The 16986-nt window shown below is 45.3% G+C and carries 24 protein-coding genes and 1 tRNA gene; 7 read left to right on the top strand and 18 right to left on the bottom strand.

Translation table 11 applies throughout. The annotated features are described in order from the left end of the window. A partial coding sequence (gndA, locus tag AMS66_RS34240; protein ID WP_236703684.1) for an NADP-dependent phosphogluconate dehydrogenase occupies positions 1 to 721 on the bottom strand: 721 nt, incomplete at its 3' end. Between the two features lie 171 nt (positions 722 to 892). After that, complete coding sequence (locus tag AMS66_RS30060) at positions 893 to 1492, bottom strand: hypothetical protein (RefSeq protein ID WP_053784275.1); 600 nt, start codon at positions 1490 to 1492, stop codon at positions 893 to 895. 217 nt (positions 1493 to 1709) lie between these two features. On the opposite strand from AMS66_RS30060, the gene AMS66_RS30055 reads away from it, so the two are divergent. Continuing rightward, entirely contained in the window at positions 1710 to 2336 is a 627-nt protein-coding gene (locus AMS66_RS30055) for a YktB family protein (RefSeq protein ID WP_053784274.1), read from the top strand. A gap of 179 nt (positions 2337 to 2515) precedes the next feature. Here AMS66_RS30055 and AMS66_RS30050 read toward each other — a convergent pair whose 3' ends face one another. Further along, positions 2516 to 3808 carry an MFS transporter gene (locus tag AMS66_RS30050; protein ID WP_053784273.1) on the bottom strand — a complete coding sequence of 431 codons (1293 nt, stop codon included), beginning with the start codon at positions 3806 to 3808 and terminating at the stop codon, positions 2516 to 2518. Between the two features lie 178 nt (positions 3809 to 3986). Here AMS66_RS30050 and AMS66_RS30045 point away from each other — a divergent pair, with 178 nt between their 5' ends. After that, positions 3987 to 5462 carry an aminotransferase class I/II-fold pyridoxal phosphate-dependent enzyme gene (locus AMS66_RS30045; protein ID WP_024631162.1) on the top strand — a complete coding sequence of 492 codons (1476 nt, stop codon included), beginning with the start codon at positions 3987 to 3989 and terminating at the stop codon, positions 5460 to 5462. A 240-nt stretch (positions 5463 to 5702) separates the two neighbouring features. Here the strand turns inward: AMS66_RS30045 and AMS66_RS30040 are convergent, their stop codons facing one another. From AMS66_RS30040 to AMS66_RS30015, 7 genes are all read right to left on the bottom strand, one after another. Further along, positions 5703 to 6020: a DUF1292 domain-containing protein gene (locus tag AMS66_RS30040; RefSeq protein ID WP_024631163.1), complete on the bottom strand. Its 318-nt coding sequence runs from the start codon at positions 6018 to 6020 to the stop codon at positions 5703 to 5705. Between the two features lie 97 nt (positions 6021 to 6117). Next, positions 6118 to 6672, bottom strand: a complete 555-nt coding sequence (locus AMS66_RS30035; protein WP_053784272.1) for a copper amine oxidase — start codon at positions 6670 to 6672, stop codon at positions 6118 to 6120. Positions 6673 to 6900: 228 nt separating this feature from the next. Then, on the bottom strand, positions 6901 to 7098 hold the full coding sequence (locus AMS66_RS32110) for a hypothetical protein (RefSeq protein ID WP_024631165.1): 198 nt from the start codon (positions 7096 to 7098) through the stop codon (positions 6901 to 6903). Positions 7099 to 7198: 100 nt separating this feature from the next. Next, the gene (locus AMS66_RS30030; protein WP_053784271.1) at positions 7199 to 7939 is read right to left on the bottom strand and encodes an SDR family oxidoreductase; all 741 of its coding nucleotides are present in this window, start codon (positions 7937 to 7939) and stop codon (positions 7199 to 7201) included. A gap of 6 nt (positions 7940 to 7945) precedes the next feature. After that, entirely contained in the window at positions 7946 to 8560 is a 615-nt protein-coding gene (locus tag AMS66_RS30025; protein ID WP_053784270.1) for a TetR/AcrR family transcriptional regulator, read from the bottom strand. Between the two features lie 186 nt (positions 8561 to 8746). Continuing rightward, positions 8747 to 8926 (bottom strand): hypothetical protein, encoded by a 180-nt coding sequence (locus AMS66_RS30020; RefSeq protein WP_053784269.1) that lies wholly within the window; start codon positions 8924 to 8926, stop codon positions 8747 to 8749. A 68-nt stretch (positions 8927 to 8994) separates the two neighbouring features. Further along, a complete protein-coding gene (locus AMS66_RS30015) occupies positions 8995 to 9582 on the bottom strand; it encodes a TetR/AcrR family transcriptional regulator (protein WP_053784268.1) in 588 nt (195 codons plus the stop codon). A gap of 194 nt (positions 9583 to 9776) precedes the next feature. Between AMS66_RS30015 and AMS66_RS30010 the strand changes: the two genes are divergently transcribed. After that, entirely contained in the window at positions 9777 to 10457 is a 681-nt protein-coding gene (locus tag AMS66_RS30010; protein ID WP_053784267.1) for an SDR family NAD(P)-dependent oxidoreductase, read from the top strand. A 207-nt stretch (positions 10458 to 10664) separates the two neighbouring features. Here the strand turns inward: AMS66_RS30010 and AMS66_RS30005 are convergent, their stop codons facing one another. The 3 genes from AMS66_RS30005 to AMS66_RS29995 form a co-directional block, all read right to left on the bottom strand. After that, positions 10665 to 11225: a YdhK family protein gene (locus AMS66_RS30005; protein ID WP_053784266.1), complete on the bottom strand. Its 561-nt coding sequence runs from the start codon at positions 11223 to 11225 to the stop codon at positions 10665 to 10667. A gap of 229 nt (positions 11226 to 11454) precedes the next feature. Beyond that, positions 11455 to 11874: an organic hydroperoxide resistance protein gene (locus AMS66_RS30000; RefSeq protein ID WP_053784265.1), complete on the bottom strand. Its 420-nt coding sequence runs from the start codon at positions 11872 to 11874 to the stop codon at positions 11455 to 11457. A gap of 225 nt (positions 11875 to 12099) precedes the next feature. Next, complete coding sequence (locus AMS66_RS29995) at positions 12100 to 13296, bottom strand: NADH-dependent flavin oxidoreductase (RefSeq protein WP_053784264.1); 1197 nt, start codon at positions 13294 to 13296, stop codon at positions 12100 to 12102. Positions 13297 to 13423: 127 nt separating this feature from the next. Here AMS66_RS29995 and AMS66_RS29990 point away from each other — a divergent pair, with 127 nt between their 5' ends. Next, the gene (locus tag AMS66_RS29990; protein ID WP_053784263.1) at positions 13424 to 13762 is read left to right on the top strand and encodes a winged helix-turn-helix transcriptional regulator; all 339 of its coding nucleotides are present in this window, start codon (positions 13424 to 13426) and stop codon (positions 13760 to 13762) included. A 129-nt stretch (positions 13763 to 13891) separates the two neighbouring features. On the opposite strand, the gene AMS66_RS29985 is transcribed toward AMS66_RS29990, so the two are convergent. Beyond that, positions 13892 to 13964 (bottom strand) — tRNA-Val (locus AMS66_RS29985). A 144-nt stretch (positions 13965 to 14108) separates the two neighbouring features. On the opposite strand from AMS66_RS29985, the gene AMS66_RS29980 reads away from it, so the two are divergent. From AMS66_RS29980 to AMS66_RS29970, 3 genes are all read left to right on the top strand, one after another. After that, complete coding sequence (locus AMS66_RS29980; protein WP_053784262.1) at positions 14109 to 14363, top strand: hypothetical protein; 255 nt, start codon at positions 14109 to 14111, stop codon at positions 14361 to 14363. Between the two features lie 236 nt (positions 14364 to 14599). Next, positions 14600 to 15043: a GNAT family N-acetyltransferase gene (locus tag AMS66_RS29975; RefSeq protein ID WP_053784509.1), complete on the top strand. Its 444-nt coding sequence runs from the start codon at positions 14600 to 14602 to the stop codon at positions 15041 to 15043. 110 nt (positions 15044 to 15153) lie between these two features. Beyond that, positions 15154 to 15390: a DUF3892 domain-containing protein gene (locus AMS66_RS29970; RefSeq protein ID WP_053784261.1), complete on the top strand. Its 237-nt coding sequence runs from the start codon at positions 15154 to 15156 to the stop codon at positions 15388 to 15390. A gap of 62 nt (positions 15391 to 15452) precedes the next feature. On the opposite strand, the gene AMS66_RS29965 is transcribed toward AMS66_RS29970, so the two are convergent. The 4 genes from AMS66_RS29965 to AMS66_RS29950 all read right to left on the bottom strand — a co-directional run bounded on the left by AMS66_RS29965 (position 15453) and on the right by AMS66_RS29950 (position 16779). Continuing rightward, on the bottom strand, positions 15453 to 15734 hold the full coding sequence (locus AMS66_RS29965; RefSeq protein WP_053784260.1) for a LexA family transcriptional regulator: 282 nt from the start codon (positions 15732 to 15734) through the stop codon (positions 15453 to 15455). Then, positions 15728 to 15940: a hypothetical protein gene (locus tag AMS66_RS29960; protein WP_053784259.1), complete on the bottom strand. Its 213-nt coding sequence runs from the start codon at positions 15938 to 15940 to the stop codon at positions 15728 to 15730. The genes AMS66_RS29965 and AMS66_RS29960 overlap by 7 nt, the downstream gene beginning before the upstream one ends. 168 nt (positions 15941 to 16108) lie before the next feature. Then, positions 16109 to 16429 carry a DUF3889 domain-containing protein gene (locus tag AMS66_RS29955; RefSeq protein WP_053784258.1) on the bottom strand — a complete coding sequence of 107 codons (321 nt, stop codon included), beginning with the start codon at positions 16427 to 16429 and terminating at the stop codon, positions 16109 to 16111. Between the two features lie 53 nt (positions 16430 to 16482). Beyond that, entirely contained in the window at positions 16483 to 16779 is a 297-nt protein-coding gene (locus tag AMS66_RS29950) for a hypothetical protein (protein ID WP_053784257.1), read from the bottom strand. Positions 16780 to 16986: the final 207 nt, after the last annotated feature.

The raw sequence follows: 16986 nt of genomic DNA, 5'->3' as shown, positions 1-16986 counted from the left end.
ATTTGGAGAAGATGTCTGCCGTGATTTCGATCAGGTAGCTGTCCAGCTCACCCTGATTCCATTCTGTAAAGATGGCATGAAGCTCCTCAACGGAAACATTCAACACGGATTTGAGCAGGTGGTAAGCTTCACCGATCAACTGCATATCCCCGTATTCGATACCGTTGTGCACCATTTTCACATAGTGTCCGGCACCGTCTGGTCCAATATATGTACAACAAGGATCGTCACCGACTTTGGCCGAAATGGCTGTCAGGATCGGTTCAACCAGTTTATACGCACTCTCTTGTCCACCTGGCATGATTGCCGGGCCTTTCAACGCGCCTTCTTCCCCACCGGATACGCCTGTACCGATGAAGCGAATGCCTTTGTCTTCCAGATCTTTGCTGCGACGTTGGGTGTCAGGGAAGTATGCGTTACCGCCATCAATAATGATGTCGCCCTCATCCAAATGAGGAAGCAGTTGTTCAATGGTTGCGTCGGTTGCATAACCGGCTTGTACCATGATCAGGATTTTGCGCGGGGATTCCAGGGATGCCACAAACTCTTCAATGGAGAATGTGCCTGTCAGGTTTTTACCTTCGGCTTCTTTCAGAAGATCGTTGGTTTTCTCCGGGGAACGGTTAAATACCGATACCGAGAAACCTCTGCTTTCAATGTTAAGGGCCAAATTTTTGCCCATTACTGCAAGTCCAATGACACCGATCTGTTGTTTCGCCATCTGGTCCTCCATCCTTTGCTCCAATTAATTTTATTGAAATGAATTCTCAACAATACCCTCATTTTAACGGTTTTACGCATAGAAGTGAACCCCGGACCATGGTCGCACAGCGAGAAAACACCCCAATTGCCTGAGGTGTTCATCGTATTTTCATAAATACAGCGTTATATTTCAACCTTCCAGCATCAACATATGCCCTGACAACTGCTTTAAGACTTTACGACAGGCATTTGCTTTTTCGATATTATCCATCTGAATGGCGGCATGCAGACGCTCGAGTTCATCGTCCACTTCCATGCGCAGCAGCATGAGTCGCTCCTCGCCTTCGCTCGAGAGGAACATTTCTTCCATTTCTTCCGCCGTTGGCGCAGGTTCCTTTTGAAAAATAACACGCTGTTTGAACCCGGATACTTCAACGAGACGAATGACTTCACCAAACAAAATGTTCTCCACGGTCATCTGCTGATCCTTAAACCGTTTCACAACCGCATGCCCGCGTGTATCCCCGATCAGCTTCTCCAACCATTCCGCAAGCTTTGCATCCTTGATAATATAATCCCCCGTCATCTTGTAATTCCCACTGCGCGTCTGTTGAAAACGGAGCTTTACCAGCTTGCGTCCGGTGCGGACTGATAGAATAAAAAAGGATTCGTCCTCGCTCCAATATAGTGAATACCCCTCACGAATAAGGTCTTTGATCAAATTTTGGATATGCCGACGGTTGAACCGCAGCTCCAGATTGCAATATTCAACTTCATAACTCTTATTCACGGCACTCCCTCCATCTGTACCGGATATGCTCCGGCCCTCTTCTTCAATCGCTTCTACTCAATCGGCTTACCCTATTTTATACTTCATTTTATGTAAGGGTACTTGGTTATTTGACTATTTTTCACCGATTGATCCGGAGGATCGCAGCTTTCCGCAGATGCACAGGGGCAAGCCCCCGTTTTTCATGATATAATGGACGCGAAATGGAGGTATCCAGATGACTTTCTCAGGTTTTAACAGCAACGATTTTGATGTATTTCAGGTTCCGGGGCTGGAACCGCGTATGGAGATGCTGATTGAACGCGTTCGTCCGAAGCTGGAAGAGCTCGGTACTGAACTTACGCCTTACCTGACAGATTTATGCGGGGAAGAGATGTTTGTGCATGTCGCCAAACACGCACGGCGTACTGTTAATCCTCCGAAGGATACGTGGGTCGCCTGGGCATCTTCCAAACGTGGATACAAAGCACTGCCTCACTTTGAAGTGGGCATGTTCGATACACATCTTTTTGTCATTTTCGCCATCATCTACGAAAGTCCGAACAAGGCTGCATTCGCCGAAGGGCTCGAACGTCAGTTGGATGAAGTGCGCAGCAAGCTGCCAGGGGAGTACTATTGGTCCATGGATCATATGGCGCCTCACGGTACACTGCAAAAGGACATGCAGGATGAGGATTATGACAAAATCATCACCAAGCTGAAGACGATGAAAAAAGCCGAGGTTATGTGCGGACTGCGAATTGATCGGAATGATCCGCTTGCTGCGGATGGGGACAAGTTCATGGAAACGGTTCGTTCAACGTTCAAAACGCTGCTGCCGCTCTACAAGATGTCTTTGTCTTAGACAGACATGGAGTACGGTGAACGATTAGTTGCTAAAACGGATCACTACGCCGGGCAGAATAACCTTCCCGTCGTTAGTTGAATAGATGCACCATGCTACACAAAAAGGGAGCTCCACAACCTGTATGGTTGCTGGAACTCCCTTTCTTATTAGATCATCCTCATCAGACTTCAATCGCATCATTTAGCAGGAGCTGTACGATACGGTTTACGGGATAACACATAGTGCACAACGGCAAGTCCAGCCATAACAACAGCACTTCCGATAAATGGAGCCGGATGACTAATGTGATCCCATAGCAATCCGGATACAATCGGTCCTACAACCATGCCTGACCCCTGAAGGGTAAGGAAGAACCCCCAAATCGCTCCACGTTCTCCCTGAGGAATCAATGTGGCTACAAACGCATTCCAAGCCGGAAGAATCATCGCATAGCTGACTCCAACCAGCATAACGACGCCGAACACCACAGGAATAGTCGTAATGGAAGAAAAAGCAAACAGACTTGCTGCTGCCATCAAAAAACCGATGTTCAGGAACGGTGCCGTTCCAAACCGGTCTACCATTTTCCCTACAGGCAGCAGTGCAATGACCGTAATGCCACCCCCTGCTATCAGTAACAGACTGTACAGGTTGGGCGAGATGTGCAGGTCTGTGCGTGTGTATAGCGTGATCACCGGGCTGAGCAGACCAATAACAAAGGACTGCATGAACAGTGCAGGATATACGAGCGGATTCACATTAAGGGTACTACGTACCCGTTGCAGTGTACCCTGGACACTCTTTTTGAGTCGGATGAGAGGTGTAAGCAAATTCGGTTTAGCCGGATATTTCATATCTGTCGGCTTAGTCTCACCCTCCGCATGCACTCCCTCCACAACGACACGTCCGGGCAGAATCAGGGCGACCAGAATGACCAGGATGGCAACACCCATCAACACCAGGAAAATGGTGCGATAATCGTGATGCGTCCGCTCCAGCAGCCAGTTCATGCCGACCGGACCAAGCCCGGTTCCCCCTAGAGCTGCCATCTCCAGCGCGCCCATGGCTGTACCGTTCTTGTTCTGTGGTCCCGACATCGCCGTCACACCTGTCATGGCACAAGGCCAAAGGGGGGACGTACCAATTCCAAGAATGAGACAAGCCATAGCAAGTCCAAATGCACTTTTGAAAAATATAATCATGATTACCGCGACTAATGTACAAATTAGGGCCGTCACCATTGTCGCGCGGAACCCGATTCGTTCTGCTGCCCAGCCAGAGGGAGCCCGGAACAGATTATCACCCAAATATTGAAGGGCAAAGGCCACACCAATCACGCCAGCGGACAGACCCAGGATATTGTCCATATACACGGGCAAAATAGCGACCAGCAGAGCACCCTTGATAATTTCAACTAGAAAAAGTGTTAGCCACATGGCGATAAAAAAAGGTGATCGCAGGATTTTGGCTGGTTTTGTATTGGTTTGCATTCTTTTTCCCCTTTCGATGCTTGCTTGCCCATCTCCTATCCTTACTGTAACCCTCGGGGATGTGTCCAAATCTCAGCAATTCGAAAAATTGTCAAGCAATACTGCTTGCATTCGGTTCTTAATTTGCTATACTCATCTTTGTTTACCATTTTATATAGGAAAGGTTGTGACAGCACTGATGGATCACCGCCGTACGCCGCTGTTTACCGCTTTAAAAAATCACGCGGCACTCAATCCGGTGCAATTTCATATTCCGGGACATAAAAAAGGATTGGGAACGGATACCGAATTTCGTGAATTTATCGGCGATAATGCCCTCTCCATAGATTTGATTAACATCGCACCGCTAGATGATTTGCATCAGCCAACCGGTGTCATTGAGGAAGCGCAGATTCTGGCAGCCGATGCCTTCGGAGCCGATTATACCTATTTTAGTGTACAAGGCACAAGCAGTGCCATCATGACCATGATTCTGTCGGTATGTGAACCGGGTGACAAGATTATTGTGCCCCGTAATGTGCATAAATCGGTCATGTCTGCCATTATTTTCTCAGGAGCGAAACCCGTGTTCGTCTCTCCTGCGCAGGATGCCAATCTGGGGATCGATCACGGTGTCACTACGGGCGCGATCCGACGTGCTCTTGAGCGTCATCCCGATGCCAAGGCATTGCTCGTCATTAACCCAACGTACTTCGGTGTATGTACCGATCTGAAAGAAATTGTTGAACTGGCGCATAGCTATCAGGTCCCAGTACTTGTGGATGAAGCGCATGGCGTACTCATTCATTTCCATGAAGATCTGCCGCTCTCTGCCATGGCCGCCGGGGCCGATATGGCTGCAACGAGTGTACACAAGCTGGGTGGTTCGATGACACAGAGTTCTGTACTCAATCTGAACACGAAGAATGGATTTGTGAATCCGCAACGTGTTCAAACCATTTTGAGTATGTTGACTTCAACGTCGACTTCTTACATCCTGCTGGCTTCGCTCGACACGTCGAGACGTAATCTGGCTCTGAATGGTCACCAGATGGCACAGAAAGCCATTGATCTGGCTGAGTTTGCAAGACGCTCCATTAATGATATGGACGGACTATATTGCTTCGGCAGAGAGCTGCTGGGCACAGAGGCTACCTTTAATTATGACCCAACCAAAGTAACCATTCATGTTCGCCACCTTGGAATTACTGGATACGAAACAGAGAACTGGCTACGTGAGCATTACAAAATCGAGGTGGAGCTCAGTGATATGTATAATATTCTGTGCCTCATCACGCCTGGAGATACGGATGATTCCATAGAAATCTTGCTGAACGCCCTGCAAGATCTATCCCGTACGTATTATCAGGTGAATCCAGCCCATGAGCTGGTAGTCAAGGTACCTGATGTACCACAGTTGATGCTGACTCCACGTGATGCGTTCTACGGTGATACCGAAGTCATTCCTTTCAAGGAATCCGCGGGCCGGATTATTTCGGAATTCATCTATGTCTATCCACCGGGAATTCCCATTCTGCTGCCAGGTGAGGTTATCACTCAGGAAAACATCGATTACATCATTGATCATGTTGAAGTGGGACTTCCTGTAAAAGGACCCGAGGACCGCAGCGTAACCAACGTGAAAGTCATTGTGGAAGCAGATGCCATTTTCTAAAACAGCCATTTCTACATGGGGTTAATCGATCTCTACGGACCAAGCGGGATGCTTGGTCCTTTTTATTTTTTTCTCCAAGAAGATTGAACTGCCATGGGCTTATGATCGCTGTATTGTTTGCATTTTTCCACCTATTCCACTGTCCCTATCGCAAGAAAAAGCAGCATTTAAGCCTAATAAAAAGCAAACAAAAGGCCCCCTGTGATCAAGGAGCCTTCTTGCTTTATTCCAAAAGGATGACTATTCTTGGCTTGCAACGAGTTCGTTGTACGCCGCTTCAACACGGGTCCACTCTTCTTCGTCTTCAATATTGTAGAGCACCATTTCCTCGTCTTCTTCTTCCATACGCAGAATGATGCCGTCAGCTTCAGGATTGTTACGTTCCAGCAGGAGCGCATAAACATGCTTCTCCACGTCAAACGTCTCCACCAAAACCATCTCCACGTCATTTCCGTTCTCGTCTGTCAGTGTCAGAAGAACTTCTTCATGCTCGTGGTCGTGGTCGTGATCGTGGTCGTGACCGCAGGCATCGCCGTGTTCATGTGTGTGATCGCTCATTGAAATACCTCGCTTTATAAATAGATATTGTGTAACCTTGCATATCGTAACATGTTCATAGGGCCAGGTCAATTTAACCGACAAGGTTATTTTTGCTTCATTCGTTCAGCGCGGTAATGATTTTCTCAGCTGCCAGCACATAATTACTGTTTGCATTTTCTTTAATATAAAAACCGACTTGGTACTTGCCAGCCCGGCTGAAGTCATACGTAAAATCGTACGTTCGGAACCAGAAGTTATCCTTCTGTGTCTTAAGTTCCTGGGACTGTATATCCTTAACCTCGCCACTTGGATTGGTAATCGTCACCTTCACGGCAGCTATATCCGTTGTTAAACTGTCGACTTGTGAGAACACATTAAATTTCAGCTTACCCACGTTTACGTTGCCAAACACGGTATCTCCCTTGAAGAGAAAAATATGTACATTCGGTTTGATAACCGTTACTCTCTTGTTTGTGCTATCCCATCTGGCGATTCCGCCCGCTTCCCTTACAGGCACATAGGTTGTTCCATCAATTAGATAACCACCGTCAGCTGCTTCCTTGCCGTTTATGAGAACCCGAATCTTCTCGTTCACTGAATCTGCAAACAATAAAGACCCGCCGAGCAAGGAGAATACCGTGACACACAGCAAAATTCTTTTCCATTTCATTCCGTCAATATTCCCTCCCCTGCTGCTAGCTGTTGTACATTTATACTGCAGATTCATCCACAAAGTTGCGCTGTTTTTCATCATTTTTCATTTTTTATCCAGAATATTTTCCACCCCTTGGAACGATCAAAAAGAGGCGTTGCCTGTTAAAGGACGCCCCTATAGTATAGTTGTTGACAATACGTAATTATACGAACTACTTGTAGGTCGATTTTATTATGCTGCTGACTACGAAGTATGACGAGTCAATATACAAGGTACGCCCTTGCCTACAGCTCCATCGGTTCGCATCCGTGCTGCATAATCCATTCCTCGTGTACAGGGGGTCTTGCAACGCTCACATACATCCGAAGTGACCAACTTCATGGATACACGAAGTTTGTCACTCTTTAACACGGGAGCCTTTTTTGCCTTTGCTTTTGCCATCCCGGATTCCCCATTTCCCCAATTACTTGCTGATGTAATGCATCATATGGGGATTCGCCCGGTTGTGTGTCAAAAGGAATAAACTTCGTGCATGATATCGTTAAATGAAGCCACCGTTTGCACGCAGCGTCTGTCCTGTAACCCACTGAGACTCTGCACTGACGAGGAAAGAGATCACATTTGCGATGTCTTCCGGCTCACCCAGACGACCAAAGGCATTCATTTTACGCATCCCTTCAAGCTGTTGCTCCGTCTTGCCAACAGAAAACAATTCGGTATTCACCGGGCCTGGTGCAACGGCATTGATGGTGATTTGTCTTGAACCAAATTCTTTGGCAAGCTGACGGGTGATCTGTTCTACTGCTCCTTTGGTTCCTGCATACACGCTGTACCCCGGAAACATCTGTCCCGTTACAGAGGTGGAGAAGTTAACAATTCGTCCTTGGTCCTCCATATATTTCAGCGCTTGCTGGCAGGCAAAGAACGTACCTTTCACATTGATTGCAAACTGCTGATCGAATTCTTCCTCTGTTACATCCGCTAAAGGCGTCGTCTTCATAATACCTGCATTGTTGATCAGAATATCGACTTTACCGAGCTCACTCATCGTTTGGGAAAATAAACGCTCCACATCATCCTTCCGGGCAAAGTCAGCCTGAACGGTAATGGCACGTACTCCTTTTTGGCGAGCAATGTCCGCCACTTGTTCTGCTTTGTCGGGACTGCTCGCATAGTTGATGACGACATCCGCTCCCAATTCAGCGAGCTGCTCCGCAATGGCACGTCCTATGCCCCGGGATGAGCCTGTAACAATGGCCACTTTACCTGTTAGCTTTTTCATTTGCGATTACTCCCTCTCTTGGTCCAAATGTAATAATCCTTTTTCTAACAACAACCATACCTGTGCAAATTCCGCATCAATGGTAGGGCTTAGCCACTCATAGGCGTGTGCCGGATGGTGAAAACGAGCTGTAGCTTGAAGAATCGCCGTTGCAACTACATCTGGATTGCTGAATTTGAACTGGTTGTCCTGCTGGATGATCTCCCTCAAATGACGTATAAGATGCTGCACATGTTTATCGATGATCTCTGCCGATTCCTGTGTCACCCGTGCGTACATCTCAAACAACTCTGCATCGGATTCGGCATAATGACGTTTAAGACGAATTAATGCTTCTATATATACTTTAAGATGACGTATTCCCTCTCCGCTATAACTCTGATCCTTAGTTATTGCTGTCAAAGGCGCGATAACCTCATCTTCGAGCCATTGTGCAGTCACACCTTCAAGTAATTCTTTCTTGCTTTTATAGTGCCTGTAAATGGTTCCGTGACTGACCCCGAGCAATTTAGCGACATCCGTAACAGATGTCTTGGCAACACCGAAACGTCTGAGCGTTTCCTGCGATGCTGCGATGATTTGTTCTTTGGTTAAAAATTCAGAAGTTTTATCCTTTTCCATATGAATAAGATGGTTATACCATCCTCAAGTCACCTCCGTTGAAAATAGATTAACACAGCCCATGACAAATGACAAATATTTATTTTTGTCATTTGTCATGGGCTTGATGATTTATATGTAAGAGCGTAAAGAAAAAAGAGCCCATTTAATATGGCCCTTATCCAAAGTTTTTACGTTTCTCTTTTTCTAAAAAACAAATTTAAACAATACGAAAATCACCGCAAGTATCCCACCGAGAATCAGCCAGTTACTGATTTCCCACCAAATGCTTTTCCCTCCGGCTAAAAGCTGTTGTTCATTTTCTTCATGGCGCTGTTTGTGTGTATGTGATTCGGAGGCATGGGGCGGCTTGCTGAAGTCCATCATATACATTCCCCTTTCCAGCAGCTTTAATCTTATCGTTCCATTATAACCCATAAATGAGCAGAAATTTATTAATTCTCAAAAAAGAGGCTATTTCCATACAACAGGAGAGGAAGCGTGTCATTGATCCATTGTTCCATAGGAACGTTCCGCCCCTGCAGGTTCCATTGATAAGCCGCGCCATACATCCCCCAGCTTAAAAGGACTGCTGCTGTCTCTTTACGAGAGTTTTGCTCCGGGTTGGAGGTTTTCTGACGGTTCAGCAGTTGCAAAATAATAATCTGGATTTTTTCTCTAATCTGAAGTTCCAGTACGGGTCCCAGTGACCTGTAACTTCGTTCGCAGCGAGTACTGACTTCAGCATGAAATTCACACAGAGCTGTTAATATTTTTCTCAAGACTTCTTCATTAAATGTATCATCCTGATCCATTCGATCATTCAATTTCTCCATGAATGAATAAGTAACGGTCGAATCCAGAATGGCAAATTTATCGGTGAAATGCGCATAAAATGTGGCTCGATTCACCGTAGCTTTTTCGGTAATATCCCCCACGGTCAGAGAATCAAAGTCCTGATGCTGCAATAGGGATAGGAACGCATCCTGCAGTAGCTGACGTGTCCGTATGACACGAGGATCCTGGTTGTTTTTGATCGTCATTCGAATGTCTCCTCGCTTTATTGCAAAATGTTCGCAACAAAAATATAGGAACTGTTGTCTACGCAACGATTCTGCACTTTTGCTGATTGTAAGCCTGATTGGATTAGTATAGCACACTTAACAACAATCGTTGTTTACATTACTCTAGTTGTCTAGTCTATTTACAATCAGAGAATGAAAAGGAGAAACATGATATGAAAACCATCGTCATTGTTGGCGCAGGCCCCGGACTCGGGATGGCTATAGGACAGAAATTTGGACAAAACGGATTTCAGGTAGCTCTGGTATCACGAAACCAAGACAAACTCGATAACCTGGCAGCCCAGTTAAAATCAGAAGGTATTGAAGCATCCGGCTTCGCAGCCGATTTATATAACCCGGAACACTTGACACAAGCTTTTGACCAAATCAAAGAGAAGTATGGTTTTATTGATGTGCTGGAATTCAGTCCTACCGTTGGACAGTTTCCTCCGACACCTGCCATGAATGTTACTGCGGATAATGCACTGGATCAGTTCCAGGGTCTGGTACTTGGTGCAATTCATAGTGTGCAACAGGTATTACCGGCTATGCTGGAACGTCAGACTGGAGCGATTCTGTTCACTACCGGACTTTCTGCTATATATCCAATTCCGATGATGGGTAACGTGGGAATCGCTTCGGGCGGATTACGAAACTATGCCAACAATCTGCATACGGACCTCGCTCCGAAAGGCATTTATGTGGGTCACCTCTCCCTGGGTGTATTCATCAAGCCGGATACACCAACAGATCCTAAATACATTGCTGACGCTTGGTATGAGATGTACGTGGAGAAAAATAAAGCTGAGGAAACGTTCCCGGTTGGTGTTACTCCAGAGACGATTGTCTGGTAACGGTAACAGATCGTAGAGCCTACATTTGTTTATTTGAAGAAAATTATATTTTTCACGGAGATTTTCAAAAAATAGTTTTGCGTTAATATATATAAAACCACCCTTTCACCTAAAAAGTGAGGACTGGGTGGTTTTGGTATTCACATGATGATTAACACAAGTTATACGCATGGATATGAGGCTTAACAAGTATTTCTTCAAGCTCTCTTATTTAGCAGACAATTCTTCTTCCGTGACCCATTTATGATTCTTCACCGGATCTCCACCTGTAGTTGGAGTATAGTCAACCATATATACAGTGGTTTGCTCAGCCGAGTCAATCGTTGCCTTAGCCCCTTTCATTCCTGGCATGTGGTCAGCGTTAAGCACAACCTCAGCTCCTGCTGCATACGGTTGATCCGTATAGTCCTGAATTTCCTCTTGGATGACCCATTTATGATTTTTCACTGGATCTCCCCCGGTGGTTGGTGTGTACGAGACAGCATACGCCGTCGTCTCATAAGCCCCCACAATCGTCGCTTCTGCACCCTTCATTCCTTGCATATGGTCCGCGCTCATTACGGCTTGGCTTCCTACTGGATATGTAGGATTGTTCTTTACTTGAATTCCTTCCGGTAATTCTCCCGAATCAGAGTGGTGCATCTCTCCTGTGCTCGCTGCATGACTGTCACTACTGCTATTATCCTGCTCAGCATTCTTGCCACACCCACTTAACATCAGACTGCCCGTGATCACCGTAGTCAGCAATATCATTGCATACTTTTTCATAAGTTGCACTCCTTTGGGTTTTTAATTCTACCTTTATAATATACCCCATATGGGTATATCTCAATCTAAATTGAGTTCTATATTTATTTCCCTAGTGCCCAGAGACATTGCCGATGGAGTAACAGAATACGAAAAGCCCCCGATTTCTCGGAGGCTTAGAATGAACAACAAAACTCATTCAGTTAGTTTAAGCATTACTTCACACTTTCAAATATGACCAACGCAGTAATTACGCCAGTTCCACGGAAACATTAACATTTCCTTTGATGCCTTTGGAGTACGGGCAGTAGTCATGAGCAAGTTTGACAAACTTCTGTGCAGTCTCCTCATCCAGACCCTCAATTTTAACTTCAAGTTCCACTTCCAACTTCACACCATTATCCGTAGGATCCGTCACAAGCATAACCGTTGCAGATACCGTGCTTCTCTCAATTTCGACTTTGTGTTTCTTCAACTGAAACTCCAGCGCTGAATTAAAGCAAGCACTGTAGCCTGCTGCAAACAATTGCTCTGGATTCGTAGCTGTCGTTACTTTGCCTCCCAGTTCAGGTGGAGCTGCGACATCGAGCATAAATACATTATCCGGCGATTGCACAACCCCTTGACGTCCACCTGTATTGATTACTGTAGTTTCATATAATGTTTTCATGAGTATTGGCTCCTCTGTATGTTTAGATTTTATTTTGTAAAGATGATATTTACTCTTTAATTACCAACAATTAAATTGTACGCAATTTAATTGTGTTTGTAAATCATTATTATAAAATTTAAAAAAACAACCATCCCCTCTTGTAATACAAGGAAATGGTTGCTCCGTCATTCATAAATTTATTACTTATTCAATTTTGAGTTCACGTAATTTATATACTACCCCTTACATCTTCTTCTCGAAACCCTCCATCGGTGCAAGTGAATTCTGGTAGTCGTTATCGACCTGACCATCGGTGGTGAAGTGCATGACCTCCCGGAACGAACCCTCCAGATAAGTTTGCATCGCCAATGGAATGCGCAATTCATCCATATCCAACGGGGATATTTGGTAACGAATACTGCCAAGGTCTCCTGCTTCCACCTTCTGTACCCATTTAGGCTCGCGGATCAATTCCCGTCCGAGTGCAGCCAAGGTCGCCCCGGCGTTGATGACTTCTTCCGCATCTTCCGGCCGTTCAATTGATCCAATGCCGATCAGAGGCTTCTTGTTGTCCAAAACCCGGACGAATTTGGTTAAGATTGGCTCCTTGTCACCAGGTTGATTTAAAGATGTTCGCTTGTAGCTTCCCATCGACAGATGAATGTAATCAACCCGAGTGTCTGTCAGGGCCTGGGCAAAAGCCAAGGAGTCCTCGAGCCGGATGCCCGGCATATGAATTTCTTCCGGTGAAATCCGGTAACCGAGGATAAAGGGTTTATCCGCATGGGCATCGATAACCGATGCTACCTCCTGAATGACCGCCAGCGGGAATCGCATGCGATTTTCAAAGCTGCCACCCCACTGATCGGACCGTTGATTGGAATTGACGGAGAAAAATTGCTGCAACAGATATGTGTTCGCCCCATGAAGCTCTACCCCGTCAAAACCGGCCTGAATCGCCCGTAAGGTTGCTCTGCCGAAGTCCTTGATAATGCTTTCGATTTCCTCGGAAGTCAATTCGCGCGGTGTTTCAGAGCCTGTTGGATGTACGGCAGCGATTGCGCTCGCACTCGTGGGTTGAACACCTCTTAGTGTTTTGGAGTTCGTTTTGCGCCCTGCATGAAAGATTTGCACAATCGCTTTTGTTCCGTCTTTCTGAATGGCCTTCGCAATTTTGGAAAGTCCTTTAATGGTAGAATCACTTGCGATGGAAAGCTCACCTTCGAAGCCCTTTCCCCCTTCGGTTACGTACGCAACACCCGTAATGATCATACCAGGGCCACCAGCCCGTTCAGCATAATAATCGACTTCATCATTGGTGATTGAACCGTCGAAGAAACTGGACATCGTTGTCATCGGCGCCATGACCACTCTATTTTTCAACGTAAAACCATTCGCAAATGTATAAGGCTGCAAGAAATTACGGTTACTATTTTCCATATCTATTCTCTCCTTCTATTGGGCTTGTTCGCCCTTGTCTCTATTTCATGAGTTATTGTATAGTAGGGTGAAATAAGAGTATAGTATGCACTTAAAAGGTAGATACTATCTAAAAGGAGAGTGAAATATGGAAACTGCTGAGGAAGTAAACGTTAAACCATTTTCACATGCCATGTCGTTGATCGGTGGAAAATGGAAAATGCATATCTTGTTTTGGTTGTGGAAAAAAGAGACATTGCGGTATGGAGAATTGAAAAGAGCCTTGGAAGGCATTACGCATAAAATGCTAAGCTCTCAACTGAAGGAATTAGAGGCAGATCAATTAATTATCCGTACAGAGTATCCGCAATTACCGCCAAAAGTAGAATACTCTTTGTCTCGTGAAGGATTAACGCTGATGCCTGTGCTGGAGATTCTCTGCGATTGGGGAAAACAGAATCTTGCTGATTTGCAGAAGAGCCAGTGAAAGAACTGCAGCGAAGGGTGTATTCCTTTTAATTTTACGTCCCCCAATTGTCCCCCAAGTCTTCCATAATGCCTTGTTCTAAAACCAGACAAAAGAAAAAAGCCCTTGCTACGCAAGGACTTTTTGTTATGATCTGTAGTGGGCTCGAACCACTGACCCCTACCCTGTCAAGATAGTGCTCTCCCAGCTGAGCTAACAGATCATGATATCTAATTGTTTTCCAATCAAGTAACAGTATCATACCAAGTAACCGTGTTCATTGTCAATCGTTTTATTGGTAATATTTTATTCGAATTGGTGCACAATAAAGGAATGATTACCATTTCGATGACGAGGTGACTTCCATATGAGAAACATGAGAGAACGCAAACTACGTTTATATATAACAGCCAAAAACTTAATCTGTCTACTTGTGCTTGTTATACTAATTAGCGCTGCTGTCGGTTGCAGTTTGGAACGAGATGAACATACGGTAAAATTCCAACAGTTAAAACAGCCCAATGAGGTTAATGATGACCTGCCCGTATGGCTAGATGTGTATTCCAAGTCTGTTGTGCATGACGTTTACTCCCCACAAGGTAATGTTGAAGTGTTACCCTGAGGAACATGACGTCGCATTTCACTCGTCTTCGTCCCACTTTTTGGAGTACGCCTTCTTGGTCACATAATACAACAAAGCAATCATTCCGACCGACATCAAAAGGGTGATTACCATCACTCCTGCCATGCCCATGGTTGGCACCTCCTCTCCCAGTATGTTCCAGACTCAACTATACAGGAAAAGCATTTTTTTGTATAATTCAGACTGATAGCGTAGAGCAGAAAGAAGGAATGGAATTGGCAGCTGAGATTAGTTATGTAACCACTGAAGAACAACTCCAGGAAGCACTGGGGATTCGCAATCATGTTTTTGTGATCGAACAGCAGGTGCCTGCTGACATTGAGATTGATCAATATGATATCATTAGTCCTGACGTACATCACGTATTGTTGAGTACAGATGGTCAGGCAGTAGCTACCGGGCGTCTGATCTATTACACCAAGGATACTGCCAAAATGCAGCGTATCGCTGTGCTCCAATCTCATCGTGCATTCGGCTATGGACGTGTGCTTCTGTTAGCCATGGAAGAAAGAGCGCGCGAATTGGGATTGGCCTACTCCATTTTGGATGCCCAATGCCAGGCGCAGAAGTTCTACGAGAAGCTCGGATATGAAGTGATCTCGGAAGAACCTTTTTATGATGCAGACATTCTGCATGTTCGTATGCAAAAGAGCCTGTAAATAACCCCGGCGTGCTATATGAAGCCATGTTGTGCATACTTTTTTTGTTCCGGGACAAGCTAAAGAGGAAACCAGATTCCTATTTGGTCAGATAAGGAGAGTGTGACATCATGGATCAAACGACACGCGAAAACTTCACAGCAGTACAAAAAAATGGTGACGGCGATCTGACGGCGTTCCAAACTTCATCCGGACGTGTGCTGGATTACCAACAGGCACTGGCGGAAGTCAAAGCAGGATCAATTGCAGGTGTGAACGTCTTTAAAGGTAAAGATGGGGAAATGTACATTCGCGGTGACGCAGACGGCGACCCGACCAATAACCTCGATCAACTTCCAATCTTCTAAAATAGATGCTTGCTGCTTAACAAGGCGCCAATCCGGCTTTCCGGGTTGGCGTTTTTTACATTTTAATATTCGGTAAAATATTTTACGGCATCGCCAGCAGGCTGGCTTTTGCGAATGGGCTGTGGATCCTGCTCCCATGCTTGCAGAATTAGTATGCCTTCCAACGTAGACTTGTTCTCCCACATAATATGCTGCCTGCGCTCAAGCTCCAGCAATGACTCATGAATGAACGCCTTGCTTCTTCCCGTCTTATTCTCCAGCTCATCCATTCGTGGCACTCGGCGACGCTGCCCCGCATAATTAACAATAATACGCAAAATTTTGCGTTCAAAATCATTCAGCATATTTCTTCCTTCCCTTCCTTATGGAGTACGGGACGCCATGCCAGAATACCTTGTTCCAGAAATGTTCGGGGTGCCCCTTCTTTTCCTGCGGATGCTCTAATCATCCCTCCTCGTACACTGTTGATTCGAATCTGCCGCTGTGTAATATGCCCTGCACGATCCATGTAGACGAGCTCCACCATCTGACCAATATATTTCCCTAGCATAATCATCCCTCCAATAAGAACATGTGTTTGTTTTATTATTATATGCGAACATAAGTTCTTTATTCAACAACTAAAAAAAGGATTTTTTTGAAATTAAAAAACCAGACTAGCTCCCTCTCAAAGGGAAGTCTGGTTCTTATCCTGCTTGCTATGCAGTTCCTGTTCAGTTCAACGTCGATCCGATTCAGTGAATTGTACTTTTTTCAGCTGCTGGGTAGACGGATTAAAATCAACATTCACATATACAGCAAATTGTTTGCCGTCTTTGTTACGTACCCATAACTTGAACTGTTCACGGGATTGGTCTGCTGTTAGTGAAGTGCGGCCGATGTGCTTGTAATCCAAAATGTCCACGTTGTACTTGGTTTGCGTTTCCTTCACTGCAATGATTCCCCACTTCGCATAATCAGGAATCGCTGTTGCTGAACTTGTTGTTAGTCCGCTTAAACTTAGTACCACCGTCATTAGGGCAACGATGAGCATTCTCATATCATTCACTCCTTGGGCAACGTTTACGTTAGCCTGCCCTGTAGAAGTTTATTTTACACCAGTAGATGAATGATAAACGTAATCGGTTGCTGGAGCGATTGAACTGTACGTATCGCCATCTTATATCGTTCGATTGGAGAATTGAAGCTTATCCCCCAGTCACCCTCCAATAACAGATTTCGCGGGGATGGATCTTCCGGCTTTTCCAAACCGTACTTTTCTGCTAGCGCATCTCGTGTTTGTTGATCCAACTCACTCGGAACATCTGCATATGCTGACGTGACATCACTACATCCCAAAACGACGAGCAGGAGGGAAACCCATCCCACCATAATCCAACGTTTGCGCACTCTCGGTTTCTCCTTCATTTAAATCAGATCTTAGCAACCATACTTTCCTTCATTCGTCCTGATTGTACATAAATAACACGGGATTGGAAATAACAAATGTAGACTCATTGCATACGCCTTAAGCCTCAATTGCATAATTATGGGTTTAGCGTGTTCGATAAACGTGTAATAGGACATGACAGCATCACTTCACTATTCTGAACAATC

It is taken from the genome of Paenibacillus xylanivorans (assembly GCF_001280595.1).
Lineage (GTDB): Bacteria > Bacillota > Bacilli > Paenibacillales > Paenibacillaceae > Paenibacillus > Paenibacillus xylanivorans.
The sequence above is the reverse complement of the archived record's forward strand: the minus strand, read 5'-3'. Positions and strand labels throughout refer to the sequence as shown.